The organism is Sphingobacterium sp. GQ94, assembly GCF_059758715.1.
Genome location: NZ_JCAXEC010000014.1, coordinates 1 through 15898, shown reverse-complemented (window position 1 = coordinate 15898; position 15898 = coordinate 1). Strand labels below are relative to the sequence as shown.

22 protein-coding genes are annotated in these 15898 nt (G+C 38.4%); 12 read left to right on the top strand and 10 right to left on the bottom strand.

Annotated features, from left to right (window positions below; translation table 11 throughout):
- Window positions 1-535 precede the first annotated feature (535 nt).
- The gene (locus AC6CHH_RS12695; protein ID WP_498283416.1) at window positions 536-1447 is read right to left on the bottom strand and encodes a LysR family transcriptional regulator; all 912 of its coding nucleotides are present in this window, start codon (window positions 1445-1447) and stop codon (window positions 536-538) included.
- Window positions 1448-1671: 224 nt separating this feature from the next.
- On the opposite strand from AC6CHH_RS12695, the gene AC6CHH_RS12690 reads away from it, so the two are divergent.
- The 4 genes from AC6CHH_RS12690 (at window position 1672) to AC6CHH_RS12675 (ending at window position 4087) form a co-directional block, all read left to right on the top strand.
- Window positions 1672-2310, top strand: a complete 639-nt coding sequence (locus AC6CHH_RS12690) for an NAD(P)H-dependent oxidoreductase (RefSeq protein WP_498283414.1) — start codon at window positions 1672-1674, stop codon at window positions 2308-2310.
- 16 nt (window positions 2311-2326) lie between these two features.
- Window positions 2327-2614 carry a putative quinol monooxygenase gene (locus AC6CHH_RS12685; RefSeq protein ID WP_498283412.1) on the top strand — a complete coding sequence of 96 codons (288 nt, stop codon included), beginning with the start codon at window positions 2327-2329 and terminating at the stop codon, window positions 2612-2614.
- Between the two features lie 160 nt (window positions 2615-2774).
- On the top strand, window positions 2775-3437 hold the full coding sequence (locus AC6CHH_RS12680; protein ID WP_498283410.1) for a Pr6Pr family membrane protein: 663 nt from the start codon (window positions 2775-2777) through the stop codon (window positions 3435-3437).
- A gap of 170 nt (window positions 3438-3607) precedes the next feature.
- Window positions 3608-4087, top strand: coding sequence for a PepSY-like domain-containing protein (locus tag AC6CHH_RS12675; RefSeq protein WP_498283408.1), 480 nt, complete (start codon window positions 3608-3610; stop codon window positions 4085-4087).
- A gap of 123 nt (window positions 4088-4210) precedes the next feature.
- On the opposite strand, the gene AC6CHH_RS12670 is transcribed toward AC6CHH_RS12675, so the two are convergent.
- The 6 genes from AC6CHH_RS12670 to AC6CHH_RS12645 all read right to left on the bottom strand — a co-directional run bounded on the left by AC6CHH_RS12670 (window position 4211) and on the right by AC6CHH_RS12645 (window position 8061).
- Window positions 4211-4780, bottom strand: coding sequence for a DJ-1/PfpI family protein (locus tag AC6CHH_RS12670; protein WP_498283406.1), 570 nt, complete (start codon window positions 4778-4780; stop codon window positions 4211-4213).
- Window positions 4781-4873: 93 nt separating this feature from the next.
- Window positions 4874-5350: a GNAT family N-acetyltransferase gene (locus AC6CHH_RS12665; protein WP_498283404.1), complete on the bottom strand. Its 477-nt coding sequence runs from the start codon at window positions 5348-5350 to the stop codon at window positions 4874-4876.
- A gap of 97 nt (window positions 5351-5447) precedes the next feature.
- Complete coding sequence (locus AC6CHH_RS12660; RefSeq protein WP_498283402.1) at window positions 5448-5888, bottom strand: LIC_13387 family protein; 441 nt, start codon at window positions 5886-5888, stop codon at window positions 5448-5450.
- 120 nt (window positions 5889-6008) lie between these two features.
- Window positions 6009-6425, bottom strand: a complete 417-nt coding sequence (locus tag AC6CHH_RS12655; protein ID WP_498283400.1) for a hypothetical protein — start codon at window positions 6423-6425, stop codon at window positions 6009-6011.
- A 28-nt stretch (window positions 6426-6453) separates the two neighbouring features.
- Window positions 6454-7077, bottom strand: coding sequence for a DUF2867 domain-containing protein (locus AC6CHH_RS12650; RefSeq protein ID WP_498283398.1), 624 nt, complete (start codon window positions 7075-7077; stop codon window positions 6454-6456).
- Between the two features lie 249 nt (window positions 7078-7326).
- Window positions 7327-8061 (bottom strand): DUF6597 domain-containing transcriptional factor, encoded by a 735-nt coding sequence (locus AC6CHH_RS12645; protein ID WP_498283396.1) that lies wholly within the window; start codon window positions 8059-8061, stop codon window positions 7327-7329.
- Window positions 8062-8302: 241 nt separating this feature from the next.
- Here AC6CHH_RS12645 and AC6CHH_RS12640 point away from each other — a divergent pair, with 241 nt between their 5' ends.
- The 4 genes from AC6CHH_RS12640 to AC6CHH_RS12625 all read left to right on the top strand — a co-directional run bounded on the left by AC6CHH_RS12640 (window position 8303) and on the right by AC6CHH_RS12625 (window position 10207).
- Window positions 8303-8626 (top strand): ArsR/SmtB family transcription factor, encoded by a 324-nt coding sequence (locus AC6CHH_RS12640; RefSeq protein ID WP_498283394.1) that lies wholly within the window; start codon window positions 8303-8305, stop codon window positions 8624-8626.
- A complete protein-coding gene (locus tag AC6CHH_RS12635) occupies window positions 8626-9096 on the top strand; it encodes an SRPBCC family protein (protein ID WP_498283392.1) in 471 nt (156 codons plus the stop codon). Before AC6CHH_RS12640 ends, AC6CHH_RS12635 begins: the two co-directional genes overlap by 1 nt.
- 96 nt (window positions 9097-9192) lie before the next feature.
- Complete coding sequence (locus AC6CHH_RS12630) at window positions 9193-9726, top strand: SRPBCC family protein (protein WP_498283390.1); 534 nt, start codon at window positions 9193-9195, stop codon at window positions 9724-9726.
- Between the two features lie 142 nt (window positions 9727-9868).
- Entirely contained in the window at window positions 9869-10207 is a 339-nt protein-coding gene (locus tag AC6CHH_RS12625) for a winged helix-turn-helix transcriptional regulator (RefSeq protein ID WP_498283388.1), read from the top strand.
- Between the two features lie 5 nt (window positions 10208-10212).
- Here the strand turns inward: AC6CHH_RS12625 and AC6CHH_RS12620 are convergent, their stop codons facing one another.
- The gene (locus AC6CHH_RS12620; RefSeq protein ID WP_498283386.1) at window positions 10213-11091 is read right to left on the bottom strand and encodes an NAD(P)-dependent oxidoreductase; all 879 of its coding nucleotides are present in this window, start codon (window positions 11089-11091) and stop codon (window positions 10213-10215) included.
- Window positions 11092-11329: 238 nt separating this feature from the next.
- On the opposite strand from AC6CHH_RS12620, the gene AC6CHH_RS12615 reads away from it, so the two are divergent.
- Both AC6CHH_RS12615 and AC6CHH_RS12610 read left to right on the top strand, forming a co-directional pair.
- A complete protein-coding gene (locus AC6CHH_RS12615) occupies window positions 11330-11896 on the top strand; it encodes a Crp/Fnr family transcriptional regulator (protein ID WP_498283384.1) in 567 nt (188 codons plus the stop codon).
- Between the two features lie 58 nt (window positions 11897-11954).
- Entirely contained in the window at window positions 11955-12812 is an 858-nt protein-coding gene (locus AC6CHH_RS12610) for an alpha/beta fold hydrolase (protein ID WP_498283382.1), read from the top strand.
- Between the two features lie 119 nt (window positions 12813-12931).
- Here AC6CHH_RS12610 and AC6CHH_RS12605 read toward each other — a convergent pair whose 3' ends face one another.
- Window positions 12932-13279: a winged helix-turn-helix transcriptional regulator gene (locus tag AC6CHH_RS12605; protein ID WP_498283380.1), complete on the bottom strand. Its 348-nt coding sequence runs from the start codon at window positions 13277-13279 to the stop codon at window positions 12932-12934.
- 124 nt (window positions 13280-13403) lie between these two features.
- Between AC6CHH_RS12605 and AC6CHH_RS12600 the strand changes: the two genes are divergently transcribed.
- Complete coding sequence (locus AC6CHH_RS12600) at window positions 13404-14711, top strand: NtaA/DmoA family FMN-dependent monooxygenase (protein WP_498283378.1); 1308 nt, start codon at window positions 13404-13406, stop codon at window positions 14709-14711.
- 20 nt (window positions 14712-14731) lie between these two features.
- Window positions 14732-15412 (top strand): NADPH-dependent F420 reductase, encoded by a 681-nt coding sequence (locus AC6CHH_RS12595; RefSeq protein WP_498283376.1) that lies wholly within the window; start codon window positions 14732-14734, stop codon window positions 15410-15412.
- Between the two features lie 99 nt (window positions 15413-15511).
- Here the strand turns inward: AC6CHH_RS12595 and tnpA are convergent.
- On the bottom strand, window positions 15512-15898 hold a 387-nt coding region (gene tnpA, locus AC6CHH_RS12590), incomplete at its 5' end, for an IS200/IS605 family transposase (RefSeq protein ID WP_498283374.1).

Sequence of the window (15898 nt, the reverse complement as noted above, 5' to 3'; positions counted from 1 at the left end):
GTTCTCATTAATTTCTTGAATTTAGGATTATCTCCTGCAGTGGTCTCACAAAATAGATTCCTTGTTGTGGGAATCTATCATACCCCTTGTCAATTGATCGGTAATATATGCGAATACTTCGCTAGGAAAGCTAGCAATAGCATTGTAACAAATAAGCAAAACATTTTTTCATCGAGGGCTAGTTATAGCACTAATTTCATAACTTCAGAGAGGCAATTAATTACAATATAAATATAATTAATTTGGATTATAAAAGTATATAATTATTGACATATTTTTATCGGCCATGCTTATATTCGTTCAACCCCAGCCCTGTTGCATGTAAAACTCAAAGGAAAAATGAAGTATTTCGAAATATTAGCAAAGGAACATCCAATTCTGCCAATGTCCATATTTCCTCATAAAAGGAATCTCCAATGGATTATTTTGGCATAATCAAGAAAGGAAATCTCGAAGAATAAGTGTGTATGTTCAAGTATCTCATCTACGATAAAATTTAAACAATACGAATGTGAATTCTTATTTCTGATGAGAACTAGTCATCACTGGCACTCTTCATTACTTTTTTGAATAAATCTTTAATGTGTTCTATTTCCTGAGGATGACTGGTCTTTTTTCGAGTTCCAAAATAAAGTGTATTCTTTAGCTTCTTGTCTCCCTGCCATATCAATTGTATGTCACCGTTTTCTATTTCCTCATGGCATAGAAAATCAGGGATAACGGCCAAACCAACTCCTGCACTCAAACAGCGTACAATGGAATTCAGGTTAGGGACTACATAATTTGGCCTGAAATCTGGTTTTTTACCAAAATTTAGATTCCAAAATTGAAACAAGTGCTCCATGTCGCCTGTGGTTCCATACCACTTGTGTTGTTTCAGCCAAAGTTCGAGTTGTGTTCTGTTCTTTGTCTTGTGCATCTCTTTAAATGCATTCAGATCAACATCCTTCCCCCCAACCAATACAATGCGCTCAGAAGAAAAAGGCTCGTGTTCAATATTGGGAGAGATTCCTTTTTTTGGCGTGATGATAAGGTCCAAAATACCCTTATCCAATTGATCCAACATTTCAGGATACGCCCCAAAGCTAATAATCAAATTAAAAGGCAGTGTGGATACGTATTGCTCCAAAGTATTCTGGAAAGTTTCGAAGCACATGCCCACACTAATGGTAAGTGTTTGCTTCTGGGTAGATTGCTGAAAATTCTTTTCAATCTCTTCAAGCTTTGTCAGGGGTTCAGATAGCGCATTAAAGAGCACCTTTCCACGTTCAGTCGGAATCATTTTACGCCCAGTTCGGTCAAATAACTTGTAGCCAACATACGTTTCCAATGAACTTAAATGCAAACTAACCCCCGGCTGAGAGATAAACAATGTCCCTGCCGCACCCGTCAGGGTCCCTGTGTTGTAAATCGCTTTAAAGGTACGATACCATTCTAAGTTAACCATGCTATTAAAATTACAATACAAAGATACTATTCAATTAATAAACTAATAATGAATATCAAGTCGATTTACGCTATAAAACCATATTAAGCATGTTAAATCTCCAAATAGGCTAAATAAGGAAGCATATATATTACTATTATAAAAATAATAGTTTGATATCATTTATGTTATTTTAATAATAGAATGAGCTCCCTTACTTTTGTCGTATAATAAAAGACAACAACATGAAACATGTACTTATCATCAATGCAGGTCAGAAATTTGCCCATTCCTCAGGAAGATTTAATCAAACAGTTACAGAACATACCGCAGCCTTTTTTAAAAAGTTTGAGCAGATTGAAGTGAAATTGACCACTATACAAGAAGGATACGATAGCCAAGAAGAGGTAAAGAAATTCATCTGGGCAGATTACATTATCTACCATACCCCGATGTGGTGGTTCCAGCTTCCCAATGGATTTAAAAAATATATAGATGAAGTCTTTACAGCAGGACACAAAACGGGAATTTATCACAGTGATGGCCGTTCCTCGAGAAACCCTGATATAAATTACGGTACAGGTGGTATGTTACACGGTAGAAAATACATGGTAACAAGTAGCTGGAATGCACCAAAGGCGGCCTTTACGCTACCCGGAGAGTTTTTTAACGAAACGAGTATCGACCAAGGTCCATTGTTTGGCTTTCACCGGATGAATGCCTTTGCCAGCCTTGAAAAAATGGACAGTTTTCACTTTCACGACGTAGAAAAAAACGCGGATTTGAAAAGAGATATGAAAGAATATACCGCGCACCTGGAAACTCTATTTGGTTCACAGTTAAAAACTGTGAGCATCCAAAGCGAGCACACACCAATCGATTAAAATAAACCATAAGCCAATGAAAATTTACGTAACAGCCATTATTACGGCCAAAGAAGAACACCGTGATGAAGTTGCCTCCATAGCGAAGAACATGGTGCATCAAAGCAAAAAGGAAGACGCCTGTGAACGCTACAACCTCCACCAAGGTTTGCAGGATTCAAACGTGTTTACGTTCTATGAAATATGGAAAAGCAAAGAAGGTCTGGCCGCCCATAATGAACAGCCCTACATTAAGGCTTTTGGAGAACTGGCTACAAACAAACTGCAGGAAAAACCAACAATTATTCTAACAACATTAATTTAAAATTAGGTAACTGGAAATTCAACGAATTAAAAAATAAACCAGCAAACAAGTTGAGCGTTTTTTGTATATTTCCTCTACAAAAAAGTTTCAGGCGCACAGGACAGTACCTTACTTGTATACAGAAGAACTATTGCTTACGTTTTAAATTTCCAGAAAACCGATGAAAAGGACGGAGTTACCTCAAAACATAAAATGGATCAATGCTATCGTCTTGATCAGCATGGCCGTGATCACCGTTGCGGCTATTTCACCTTGGAATGCTTGGAATATTGATCCAAACGCCCACGGCTATGGATGGAACAGGTTCAGCTATTTTACTGTACAAAGTAATTTTATCGCGAGCGGCACCTATCTTATTGCTGCTTGGGCGCTCATAAGAAAACAAAAAATGGCCGCTTGGTTCAGGTATCTTCGAGGTGCAGCGGTACTCTATATGATGATAACTGGAATTGTTTCTGCGCTGCTATTGCAGAATGCGGAAGTAAATCCAAATCCCAATGAATTTAATTGGAACAATTTTATTCTTCATGAATTAGGCCCATTATTCATCACGGTTTGGTGGTTGCTATGGCCATCCCGGCTGCCGGTTTCTTCCAGAGAATCTTTAGTCTGGTTAATCTTTCCTGTACTATGGACGATTTATACTTTTATTCGCGCTTGGTTTACAGCTTGGTATCCCTATCCTTTTCTTGATCCGGATAGAACCTCAGGTATACCTGGAGTCAGTCTGTATGTACTAGGGATTGGTATCGCTTTTACTTCGCTTAGTCTGTTGTTGGCCTGGATAAGTCGTGCCAGAGCAAATAACCACATGCTCTACTAAATCTGTAGTATACCCTGATTGTTGATCTTGGTTTACATCCGGTTTTCCCAGTAAGTTTAGATCGCGAAAATTCACCCATATGTTTCAGAAATAGTTTTGGACACGACTACACTATAGAAAACCTTTCTGGAATTTTGGTGTTATTCTCACTACACTCAAAACGACTAAAGATGAACAGGTTAGTTTATATGTTGATCCTATTTTTTCTGTTGCTAGGTTGTTCCAATGCCAGCAAGGAAAACAATAACCAAACCCGGCAGGATACCCTGAAACAAATTAACGCGGAGGTATCTCTTCCAGATAGCGCCATCGTTTTTATAGAAAAACATTTCCCAAAGACGGCTTTACTGCAGGTGAAAGAAAAAAAATCTCCAACACCCCAAGGAGCTTTTTACCAAGCGAGGTTGAAGGATGAGACGGAAATTGATTTTGGAAAGTCAGGAAATTGGATTGAAATTAGTACCGAAGAACCGCAGCAACTCCCTACCAGCGTGCTCCCGGATAAAATTCGCGCCTTCCTACAAAACACATATTCGGGCACGGGTATACAAAGTATCGACCGAAGCGATGCTGGTTATGAACTGGAATTAACCAGCGATTCTAAACTATATTTTGATGTAGCTGGCGTTTTTATAAGAGAAAAAAAATAATATTGCTCCAGGCTACCTTGAAATCAAAATTGGAATTTGTCCTGTTCAAAATGCATTTAGGAAGTCAACTTAGGCTTGATCGTACGCCGTTGCTTTTATCTGTTAGCATACCCTACGGAAAGTTCAAATTTCGTCTTGTCCATTTGGCAAAATAGAGGAAATAACGTCCTGTCTTATTTTCTTGCTGTACAATTTTTCTATTGCCCATCCCGTCAATTCAGCGCCTGCCAAACAACCAGCAGCTGTTCCGATATTTCCGTGAGTTACTAAATGGCTATTCTCTATAACCTCTACCTGATAGTCCCTTAATGTATCAAATGCCGTTGGATAAGTGGTTGCTGAAAGCCCTTTTAAATGCCCCAGAGCCGCAATAATAAGCGCACCTGAACACATGGAACAAATAATTTGTTTGTTCGGTTTTAGCTCAAAACGTTCCAAGTATGAACGGTCTTTGATGACCTGTCTTGTCCCCGGCCCACTAGCAAAAAACACGAGGTCGGCATCATTGCATTCTTCAATATACCCATGGGTAGTCAAATTTAATCCACATACAGAGGTATGCATGTTTTTGGTGCCTACTATTTTTACTTGGAATCCATTTTCACTTAATTTTACTCTGTTCAATAAATCCCAAGGTAAAAACACATATATATCCGTAAAATCATCAAACACTACTATAATGGCTTTCTTCATACTGGTTTATTTTTAAAAATTAATCTCTTAGGAATAGAACTGCGCACAACAAGGTGCAAGGTTTATTAGGATGCATTTTTGAAATCGCTTGGGTTACTCCTTTTGTATTCGTTTGATCATCCATGTTTCTTTAAAACCAACGCCATAATGTTCGACCGTTATGTCCTTTATCCTCTCCCACCCATTCTTGTAATAAAACGACAGACCTGTTACAGAGGCTGCCAATTGAATTTGATTTAAGTCCTTATCCAAAGCAAACTTTTCAAGATGTTGCATTAATAGCGTCCCTATCCCGTGATTTAAAGAATCAACTCTGGTATAAAAACCCACAACAAAATCGTTATCTAGAGCAATTGTACCCACAATATTTCCTTTGAATTCGGCTAAAAAGACAACTTGTTCTTTGATTTTTATTCTCATTTGCTCAATAGAATAATGCTGCAAAAAAACAGCCCATTGCTTTTCAGTATAGTGAGCAAGCAAAATCGTCTCTGCATTTTCGCAAATCATTTGGCTGAGACTTTCTGCGTCCTTAGCAACCGCCAGCCTTATTGTGATTTGATCTCTCATTGTTTATTTTGCCCTCTTAAAAATACTTAATACTTAATCCATATTGTAGTTGATGTTTTTCTTCAATGAACGTGAACAACACCCGCTCATCACGCTGTTATCCGTTCTCTGGATTTACTTTGTACATTTTCAATTGAATTAAAATAAATCCTATACCAAATAACACCAATGGTATAACCATACTTATGGCGAAATCTGCGATCATGTATTGATGCCCTACCCAAACAAAAAATGCATTCGAGGCAATGGTTACCAGCAAGATAAAATGAAGATGGGTTAAAAGTTGAAATTTCTTAAAGGCTAAATAAAAAAGTATACAACCTATAAAAATAAGACCCACACTAAACATGGCATTAAAACCGATCCATAATTTCCAGAGATTCCCAGATTCATCCATTTGAATGCTGGATGATTTGAGTTGCGTTATTAAATCTAAATCAGCAGGATGAAGATCTGTTGAAAAAAAAGTGCCGTATAGATGCAACAACCCAAAAAACAACAAAGTCGTTGACCCGAAAATTACGCTAATTCTTGCCATATCAAATAGTTTTGTCCTCATTGAATATATACCCAAAGCTACTTAAGCTAAAACCATAGCGTTTGGAAAAATGCGACAAAATAAAAAAACAAGAAATTAAACCTATCGGAGGTGGGTTGATTAGGATTTTAGTCGGGGGTCGATTTGTAATAATTTCTTGAGCACCAAAATTTCAAGCCAAACCAAGTGGAGAATAAGGATGATTTCCACTATAAAATAGAGGAATCCAAAGAACGTAAGGTTTTTGCTGAAACTAAATAGAAAAATTATTGTCAAGACACAGTAAGCACAGTTTGCAATAGATAAAACTTTTAGCAAAACTGGTTCTTTCTCGCTGTTGATAACCGAGCAGCAAAATGAATAAATTGAGTACAGGTATGCAACGGCAGACAAGAAATATAATGCATTCTCAGGCATACCAAATTCCTGATTAAATGGAACCAAAATCCCGATCAAGAGTGTTCCGGTAAGTAAGGCACCTATACTGTCTATCAAAAACACCTTCTTTGGATTTGCTCTTAATTTTTGAATTAACATGTTCACCATATTTGCGCATTTTGTTAAACTAAAGAGTCTGTTTGGAAAAGGACTCCCATTCATCCTTGGCAACTCTCATAAGCGCAGGATAAACAATCCACAACCTGAATGGCTTAATCAGCCCCATATACAGCTCTCCTAAGGCTCCTTTTGGTTTTACATATACAGCCATGCGTACACCCCAAATTGACTTCCCAAAGGAAACCCGACTAAAATGCAATGCTCCATGAACTGTTTTATTCGTAATTTCAGAAAGCTGTTCATTTTCCAAATTATACACGCCGGCAAAGGCAAGATTTTCTTTACTCAGTGGAGGTAAATCCGCAACACGCAATCCTTCTTGGTGGGCGTAACGATACCGTATACTCCCCGGAATCAGTTCATTAGTGAAGTGTTTATTCGCATCTATATTCAACCATTTACCTAGCGAGAGTCGGAACCTGAATAAAAAACCAGCAATTCCTTTTCTAGTCATTTTATCCATCGACTTATGGAATAGCTCTACAAACTCACTCAGGCTTTGATTCGAATTTAAGACGATGGGAAATTCCCAGACATCTTCCAACTTAAAATCACCAAGTAAAGCATGTACTCTAAAATGTTGCTGAAGATGCTCCTGTTGGCTGATTTTGATCTTGGGTGTTAATTTCATAACAAAACAAATTGTACGTGTTGTAAAAACATTGATCACTTAATGAAAAACTATAGTTTTTCCAGGGCTTTTCCTTCCGGTTTACAACAAAGATACGCAAGCCACAAGTGTATCCTTTGGAATAATGCGACAAAGTTCATCACGGACAACTTTAAAAAACAGCTGATGTTTCGCAGATAACCAACAGCCACAAATAATTAATGAAAAACTACAAGCACCAAAAAACTGCAAATTTAGAGAGAAAAGTGTTTAGAGACTTGTAGGAACCACCCCTGCATATTTTTTTATTTCGTTGCTTAAATGTGCCTGATCGTAGTACCCGCTTTCAAAAGCAATCTCAGCAAGGTTTCTTTTGGAGCGATTTTTTAGAATAAGTTCTTGCGCAAATTTGAATCGGATAATATTTATAAACTCTTTTGGGCTTAAGCCAATGTAATCCTTGAAATTTCTTTCTAACTGCCGTATAGTTGTAAAATGCCGCCGCGCTAACTCATTTACAGTAATTCGACCGCCATGCCAATTCACAGTTTCAACAACAGGTAATAAGAAATGCTTTGGTTGAATCAGCTTACCATAATAGAAGGAGTCGAACGCCTCTGCAATATCATTACTGAAGGTGCTAATCTTTGGGATGAGCGTATGTGAAAGTTCAACCACTTTATTTGTCACCTCATGCAAGGATGAGAAGGGATAGAAATGAGAAAATGCAGCGGGTTTAAAACGAACACCAACTAAATGCATTTCACGTAAGGTTTCGGCTTCATTAAACTGTGTGATAGCACCACCCAAGTACGCTGTTTCACTTTTCAAGACAAGGTTTTCATGGTCGTTATGAAAGTCCTCTGCCAAATTGATAATAATATCAACACAACCATCTGGCAACACTTTATTAACAGAAGGAACGCCTTCATCACAGGTGATATCCCAATACGCATCTATGAAGGAAGCCAATTGGTTATGTGGTTTAAATTCAGTGAATATCATTTCTCAGAACGCATCTCTAAAGATAAGGATTATAGAACATTATTTTTTAAAACAAGAGTTCATAAGGACTGCAAAATACCTACGATACATTTCCAATGTATGTCACAACCTATCATAATTTGATATGAGACCCATTTTTAAAGTTACGATGAGGATTTCTCAAAAAAAAAAAATAATTTTTAGTAACCCTATTTTACCTTATATTTGAGTAACCATTTGGTTACATATAAAGCAAAAATAAATGGAAACCCGAAGAGATGTATTTCAGGCTATAGCTGATCCGACACGAAGAGCGATCATTCAAATGATTGCCAAAGAGCAACTAAACATGAAATCCATCGGAGAGAATTTCGCGATCAGTAGACCAGCCATATCCAAACACATGCGCATCCTAACAGAATGCGGCCTAGTTAAAATTGAAAAACAAGGAAGGGAACATTATTGCAAGGCGAACCTGACCCCTCTGCGAGAGGCTTCCGAGTGGATCAATCAGTATCAGAAATTCTGGAACGATAAACTCGATGCACTTGAATATTTGTTAACAAACGATCAAAACAACACATGATGAAAAAGACAAAAGACAAAGCTTATGTAGAAGCACAGATGCTCATCCGCAGACCTGCAAAGACCGTGTTTGAGGCATTCATGGATCCTGAAATCACAAAACATTTTTGGTTTACAAAAGGTAGTGGCAGACTCGATAAGGGCAAAAAAGTAACATGGGAATGGGAAATGTATAACGTGTCAACCCCGGTAAAAGTTATCGAGATTCTGGAGAATGAAAAAATATCGATAGACTGGAATGAACCAGCAACCCGTGTGGATTTTGAGTTTAAGGTTATGGATGCAAACTCAACCTATGTAGAGATTAGGCAATACGGACTTCATTCTCAAGGAGAGGCACTTCTTGATGAAATAAAGGATTCAACCGGAGGATTTACAACAGTACTTGATGGATTGAAAGCGTATCTGGAACACGGTGTCGAATTAAATTTGATTGCCGATAAATTCCCTAGTGGACTCAGTGGACGGTAATGTTTAGAGAACGACCGCCCCTAACGATTAATGGGCAACGATAACCCGTTCGTGCTTCTTAGCGAACACGATCTATTTGACAATTAATGAAGCAACATGAATAAATACGGCAAAATTACAGCACCCGGAGAGCTGCTATTTGAACGGCTTTTGAATGGTCCAATTGACAAGGTTTGGCTCTACCTGACAGATTCGGAAAAACGTGGCAAATGGCTGGCAAAAGGAGAAATACAGTTATTCGAGGGGGGCTCAGTGACCCTTCAATTCCAGCATTCAGAACTCGGTGATGTGTATCGGGCAGTTCCTGAGAAATATAAAAAAATGGAACATGGCCATACCTTACAAGGTAAAGTGTTACGCTATGCCCCACCCCATCTACTTTCTTTCACTTGGGGAAACAGTTCAGAGGTTACGATTAAACTAGCACAAAGTGAAATCCCTGGGAAAGTATTACTGACTCTTACACACCGCAAGCTGAGTCAGGATAAAGAAACGACCATCAGTGTGTTGAGCGGTTGGCACGCCCACCTGGACACATTGATCGCAAGACTTGATGAGCATATCTTGGACAGCTTTTGGGCCAGACATTCTGAACTAGAAAAAATCTATCTGGAAGGACTTAATGAATAGGATAAAAAAATATCCATTATGCTATAATTACTGGTGATACACAACAAAAAGAAGGGTAAGATGGATAATATTATTTATGAGATGAAGGCAATTAATAGTTTAGTTGTTGATTTTTTTACTGATTCTGTTTAATTTACTCCTTATGTACGAAAGAAAGATTACAGAACGCCTAGATTGCGGACTAAGCATTTCGATTAAAATAATTGGCGGGAAATGGAAGGCCTGGATATTGACTTGTCTAAGACAAGGAATAAAACGTCCGAGCGAATTACAAAAGGAGATGGCTGAAGTTAGCCCAAGGGTGATAAGCATGCAGTTGAAAGAGCTCGAAATGAATGGAATTATTTCTAAAACTATATTTGCTGAAATTCCTCTGCGTGTGGAATACCATATTACAGAACTTGGTAAATCTCTTTTCCCTGTTATGGATGTTATGGAACAATGGGGAGAAGATCACAGAGATGATGTTCTGACCCCCTGATTGGCTTAGCGCATAACTTTTATAAGAGCTGAATGTTCCTCATGTCCATATCCTGCATCGACAGTCTTTTTAAATATCGAGGAGGCGAATTTTGGGAATGCATCATCAATACCAGACTCATGCGCTTGTCTTAGTAAGCGCTCGATATCCTGACCAGCAGTATAAATAGTACTTTGAGGATTTGAAAAGTTATCCTGCGCAATTACTTCTGTTAGATATTTACTTTCCTCGCCAAAAAATGGTGCCATATCCGATAGCATTGACCCAAAAGAAATGACATCTACACCTTCCTTCTCGCAAATAAGCGCCCCATAGCTCAGCCCAATCCAATGTCCTGCCAGGTAAGAAAGCAGGCCTGAGAATAATGCAGCAGGCTTATTTACCTCTTCTCCAAGATAAACTAAATTCCCAGCAAGTACCTTAAGTACCGGCTCCGTTCTTTTAAAAACCATCTGTTTACCACTCACCACAATGGTCGCCTCGGGCTTTCCTATTTGGTTTGTCCAGGCAAATATTCTACCATCTATATAGTGAGCACCATTATTACCAAACCATTTCGAGGATTCAACGGCATCTTTTGGTGTTCCCGTACTTAATTGCACGATAATCTTGTCCTTTAGCGCTGATATGAGCTCAGGAGAATCAAAGATACTTCTTACAGCTTGGTTGTCAGAAACGCAGACAACCAGAATAGCGCTTAAATCAATCGCTTGTTTGATATTCTCAGCGACAACTGCCGACTGTGTTTTAAAAATAGAAGATTTCAAAACATCTCGATTCCATACCGTAGTCTCTACTTGCTGACTTTGAACAAAAGCGCTCGCCAATGCACTTCCCATATTGCCTAAGCCAATAACAGAAACTTTCAATTTATTTACTGACATATTTTTTAAATTAGTACGTTACAAACGTAAAGCGTTATAAACGATTATCCTATAACGGAAAAAAGATTCAGATACTGAAAAATTTATCCCTATGAATATTCATCTTCTCGAATTTGTTTATACACTTGAATCGCTTATATTTAAATTCCAATGGCTTGATATGTAAACCAGATAAAGAATAGGCTGGCATTAGGCAAAAAATCCTGCAGGCAATACATCCCGCATTTGACAACGTGTTATGGAGAGATACGACTATTTTAAACTTTTTCACCAGATCAGTAAAGCCGACTTTGAATTATTGAGCAAAAACCTAAAAACGAAAAAATTCAAAAAGGGGGAAATCATTACCGCTGTTGGACAAATTCAGAAAGAACTTTACTTGGTAAAAAGTGGCGTACAAATGTCTTATTTTGAGACTGAAGAAAAAACGCACGTTATTGCATTTACTTACTTCCCGAATGTGTGTGCAATTCCTGAATCATTTTCGTTTCAGACACCCTCAAAATACACCTTAAGCTGCCTAACGGAGAGTGAATTAGACTACATTTCCTACCATGACCTTATTCAATTGTTTGAACAATCCCACCAATTGGAACGATTGTTCAGACGAATGACCGAATTTGTTTTGGCAGGTATGATAAACCGGCATATTGAACTGCACAGTATGACAATTGAAGAACGTTACAAAAGTTTTTGTCAGCGAAGTCCGCATTTACTTCAGCTTGTTTCGCACAAATATATCGCCTCTTATTTAGGCATTGATGCTACGAACTTCAGCAAGCTTTACAATAATATACAATTCTAAGTTGGTATAGACCAAGATTTGTTTGCGATGAGTTTATGAACTTTACAATAAAAACAATATGGCAATACGTTGGCTTGATACATCAGAATATCCGTTTCGTTCAAATTACTTTCCTATCAATGGGTATAAACTTCATTACATTGATCAGGGACAGGGAGAAACAATATTGTTTGTTCACGGAACACCTTCTTGGAGTTTCGATTTTCGCAAAGTCATCAAAGCATTAAAAGCGAACTTTCGTTGTATAGCGATTGACCATATTGGTTTTGGCCTTTCCCAGAAGCCTGAACATTATGATTATTCGACCCAAAACCACAGCAAAACCCTTGAAAAATTTATTCTTGAAAAAAAATTACAAAACATCACCTTAGTGCTTCACGATTTTGGTACACCAATTGGGTTAAATTTCGCCATTAATTACCCTGAAAAAGTAAAAAAAATAGTCATTCTCAATTCTTGGCTTTGGAGTACTCAAAACGAACCTGAGTTTATCAAATTGAGTAAATTTCTAAAAAATCCAATTCTACCTTTTTTATACCGCCAATTTAATCTGTCAGCCAAATACCTCTTACCAAAATCATTCGGTGACCATAAAATTTCAAAGCAACTCTTAAAACAGTATACAAGACCGTTTGCCAGCAGAACACAGCGAAACGGGACCCTGGCATTTGCCCACTCGCTAGTGAACGACCAAGCTTGGTTTGAAGAACTTTGGAACAAAAAACGGGCTATTTCGGCTAAGCCAACATTGTTCATTTGGGGGATGAAGGATCCAATTATTAAGCCACATTATTTAGACAAATTTGTTTCGGGTTTTCACAATTCGACCCTACTTAAACTAGAAACAAGCGGTCATTTCCCGCAAGAAGAACAACCCGAATTGATGTCCGAATCCATAAGTGAATTTTTAACCTAAAATACCGCAATTAGCAAAGAAAAATCACCAACATCCGAAGGAAATTTTACTTATCCAAGCGACGAATGAGACAGGAAAATAATTATCCTACACTATTTAAATATAGTTATGGTGGCTAATCATTTCTTAAAAATCTCTTCCCGATGTTTAATTCCCCACTCTTTCAACGCATCAATTATTGGTGTTAAAGTATTGGCATAAGACGTCCATTTGTAAGTGATTTTTACAGGATAATCATTTGTAATAATTCGCTCAATCAGTTTGTGCTGTTCCAACTCTTTCAAATCCTTTGCCAACGCTTTTGGTGTTATGCCAGGAATACTCTCTTGGATATCGGTGAAACGTTCATTACCTACACCCACAGAAATAATAATCGGCAATTTCCATTTTCCATTAATGACATCTAAAGCATCACGAACTGGTTTTACGCTCTCTAAGCACGATAAATAAGTTTTTTTGCCAGCCATATAAATTATATTTATTTGAAAAATTACTTTCCTTTTGGAAACTACTATACAAAGTAAAGCATTTTTTAATTAATTTTGTAGACTAATTTCATCAAACTTGAAAATTATGAAACATGATGCAAAAATGCTTCTCGGTCTCCATCTTGGAAACGGATACGGTTCTCAACTCGGGGCGTGGCGTATGCCGGGAGTTGACCCTAAGAGCTACACGAGTTTTGATGCCCGTGTAAAACAAGCTCAGGCTGCAGAACGTGGGAAATTTCAATTTATATTTTTGCCCGATGGTCCCGGTGCTGTGTTAGCAGATATCGCAACGGAAGCTCCGGCTTTTAACCTCGATGTGATGATGACGCTTGCCGCAGTGGCAAGAGAAACTAAACATATAGGTTTGGTCGCTACAGGTTCAACCACTTTTAATGAACCTTTCAATCTGGCTAGACAATTTAAAGCTTTGGATGTAATGAGTCACGGGAGAGCCGGTTGGAACGCCATCACTTCTAGCGGAGAAGACGTTGCCGCCAATTATGGCCAAAGAATTCCATCGAGTGAAGACCGTTATAGTCGTGCTCACGAGGTCATTCAACTTATACAATCTCTTTGGGGAAGTTGGGGAAAAGATGCCTGGATTCACAATCAGGAAACCGGCCAGTTTGCCAACAGAGCAGAAATTCTTCCCATAAATTTACAAGGAAAACATGTGGGTTCACGCGGTCCTCTTTACATTCCGCCGTCTGAACAAGGACAGCCCATCATTTTTCATGCAGGCGGAAGTCCCAATGCACACGTGTTGGCGGGACGTTTTGCCAATGTTGTTATTGGCGCGGCTTTTACGATTGAAGATGCAAAAGCACAGCGTAATGCTTTCAAGGAATCTGCAAAGAGTTATGGTCGTAATCCTAATGAAATCAAATATATCCCAGGATTGATGACAACCATTGCAAAAGACCGACGCACTGCACTTGACCGACGTATTCGGTTAGCAGGGAATTCATTGGTACAAAGATTGAGTTACCTTCAACAAATGTTGGGCATTCCGTTGAATCCATCTAAAATTGATGAACCACTTACAAAAACACAGTTGGATTCAGCCCGTCCGTCTCGCTACGATCCGCGTTCGGATAATGCTTTAAAAATTGCAAAAGAAGGTTGGAGTCTTCGCGATATTCTGGCTCACGGTGTCATCGATTATCATCCTGTAATTGTTGGTTCTGGAATAGAAGCAGCCGACCATATGCAGGCTTGGTTTGAGGCCGGTGCTGCCGATGGATTTTGGATTTCTCCAGATATAAATGCAGACGGAATCGATTCTTTCGTGGATGAAGTCATTCCCGTTCTACAAGAGCGTGGACTTTTTCATCAGGATTACGAAGGCAAAACTTTGAGGGAAAATATCGGTGCACCAGAGCAGTACGGAATTGACCCACGAGTTTAAATTAAGAAAATAAAAATATTATGGAAATAGGAATAATTGGCTCAGGAAATATCGGAAGTACACTTGCCGGATATTTAACAAAATTAGGTCATCAAGTGGCTATCGCAAACTCCCGAGGACCGGAAACATTGACCAGCATCGCTGAAACAACCGGTGCAAAAGCCGCAACAGCCCAACAAGCTGCGAATGCAAAAGATTTGGTAATTCTTGCCATTCCGCAAAAGGCGATGGTAAATTTGCCTATCACTATTTTAGCTTCATCAAACGCAATCTTAGTAGATGCGGGGAACTATTATCCATCCCGTGATGGCGAAATTACTGAGATTTTAAACGGAGCGACAGACAGTGAATGGGTTGCACAAGTTATCGACCATCCTATCATTAAAGCGTTTAATAATATTGTTGCTCCGAGTTTAGCCTCAAAAGCAATTCCTTCCGGCGATGCCAACCGAATTGCATTATCCGTTGCCGGGGACAACACAGAACAAAAACAAACTGTGATGAAACTCATTGATGAAATTGGTTTCGATGCGATTGACGGAGGTTTACTTTCCGAATCTTGGAGACAACAACCGGGCGGACCCGCGTATTGCCAAGATCTGAGCAAAGAAAATTTGAAAGCTGCATTGCAAAAAGCCGACATCAGTAAACGTGCTGAAAATCTTGCAGCGGCTGATGAAATGGCAAGACCATATTTATAAAAATTTATTTACAAGATAACGGAAAAACACCGTTTATCTTGTGTTTTTATAAAATAGAGCATAAAACCCAGAGGTCTTTAGTCTGTGGGATGTAAGCGACTACCCCTGATTGAGTATGTACCCACGAATGGTCTCAGGAGATGCTTCACCAATAGAACAAACAAAGTATCCATCTGAGCAGAAAGTATGTTCTTTCCAAAAATGTTTAGATGAGAAAGACTTATGAGCTGAATACCAAATATGGTAAGTAGATTCGTGCTTTAACTTACGAACAGTAGAAGTAATAGATAGACGTGGAACATAACGAATTAGAAAGTGTATGTGGTCTAAATCTGATTCAAACACTTCAATTTCAAAATCTAAATTAGCGGTAATCTGTAACAGGATAGAACGCATAACATCTTTCAGCTGACCAACTAGTAACTTTTTGCGATACTTGCAAACGAAGATTAAATGGCATTTTAAATAATGTTTTGAACGATTTGT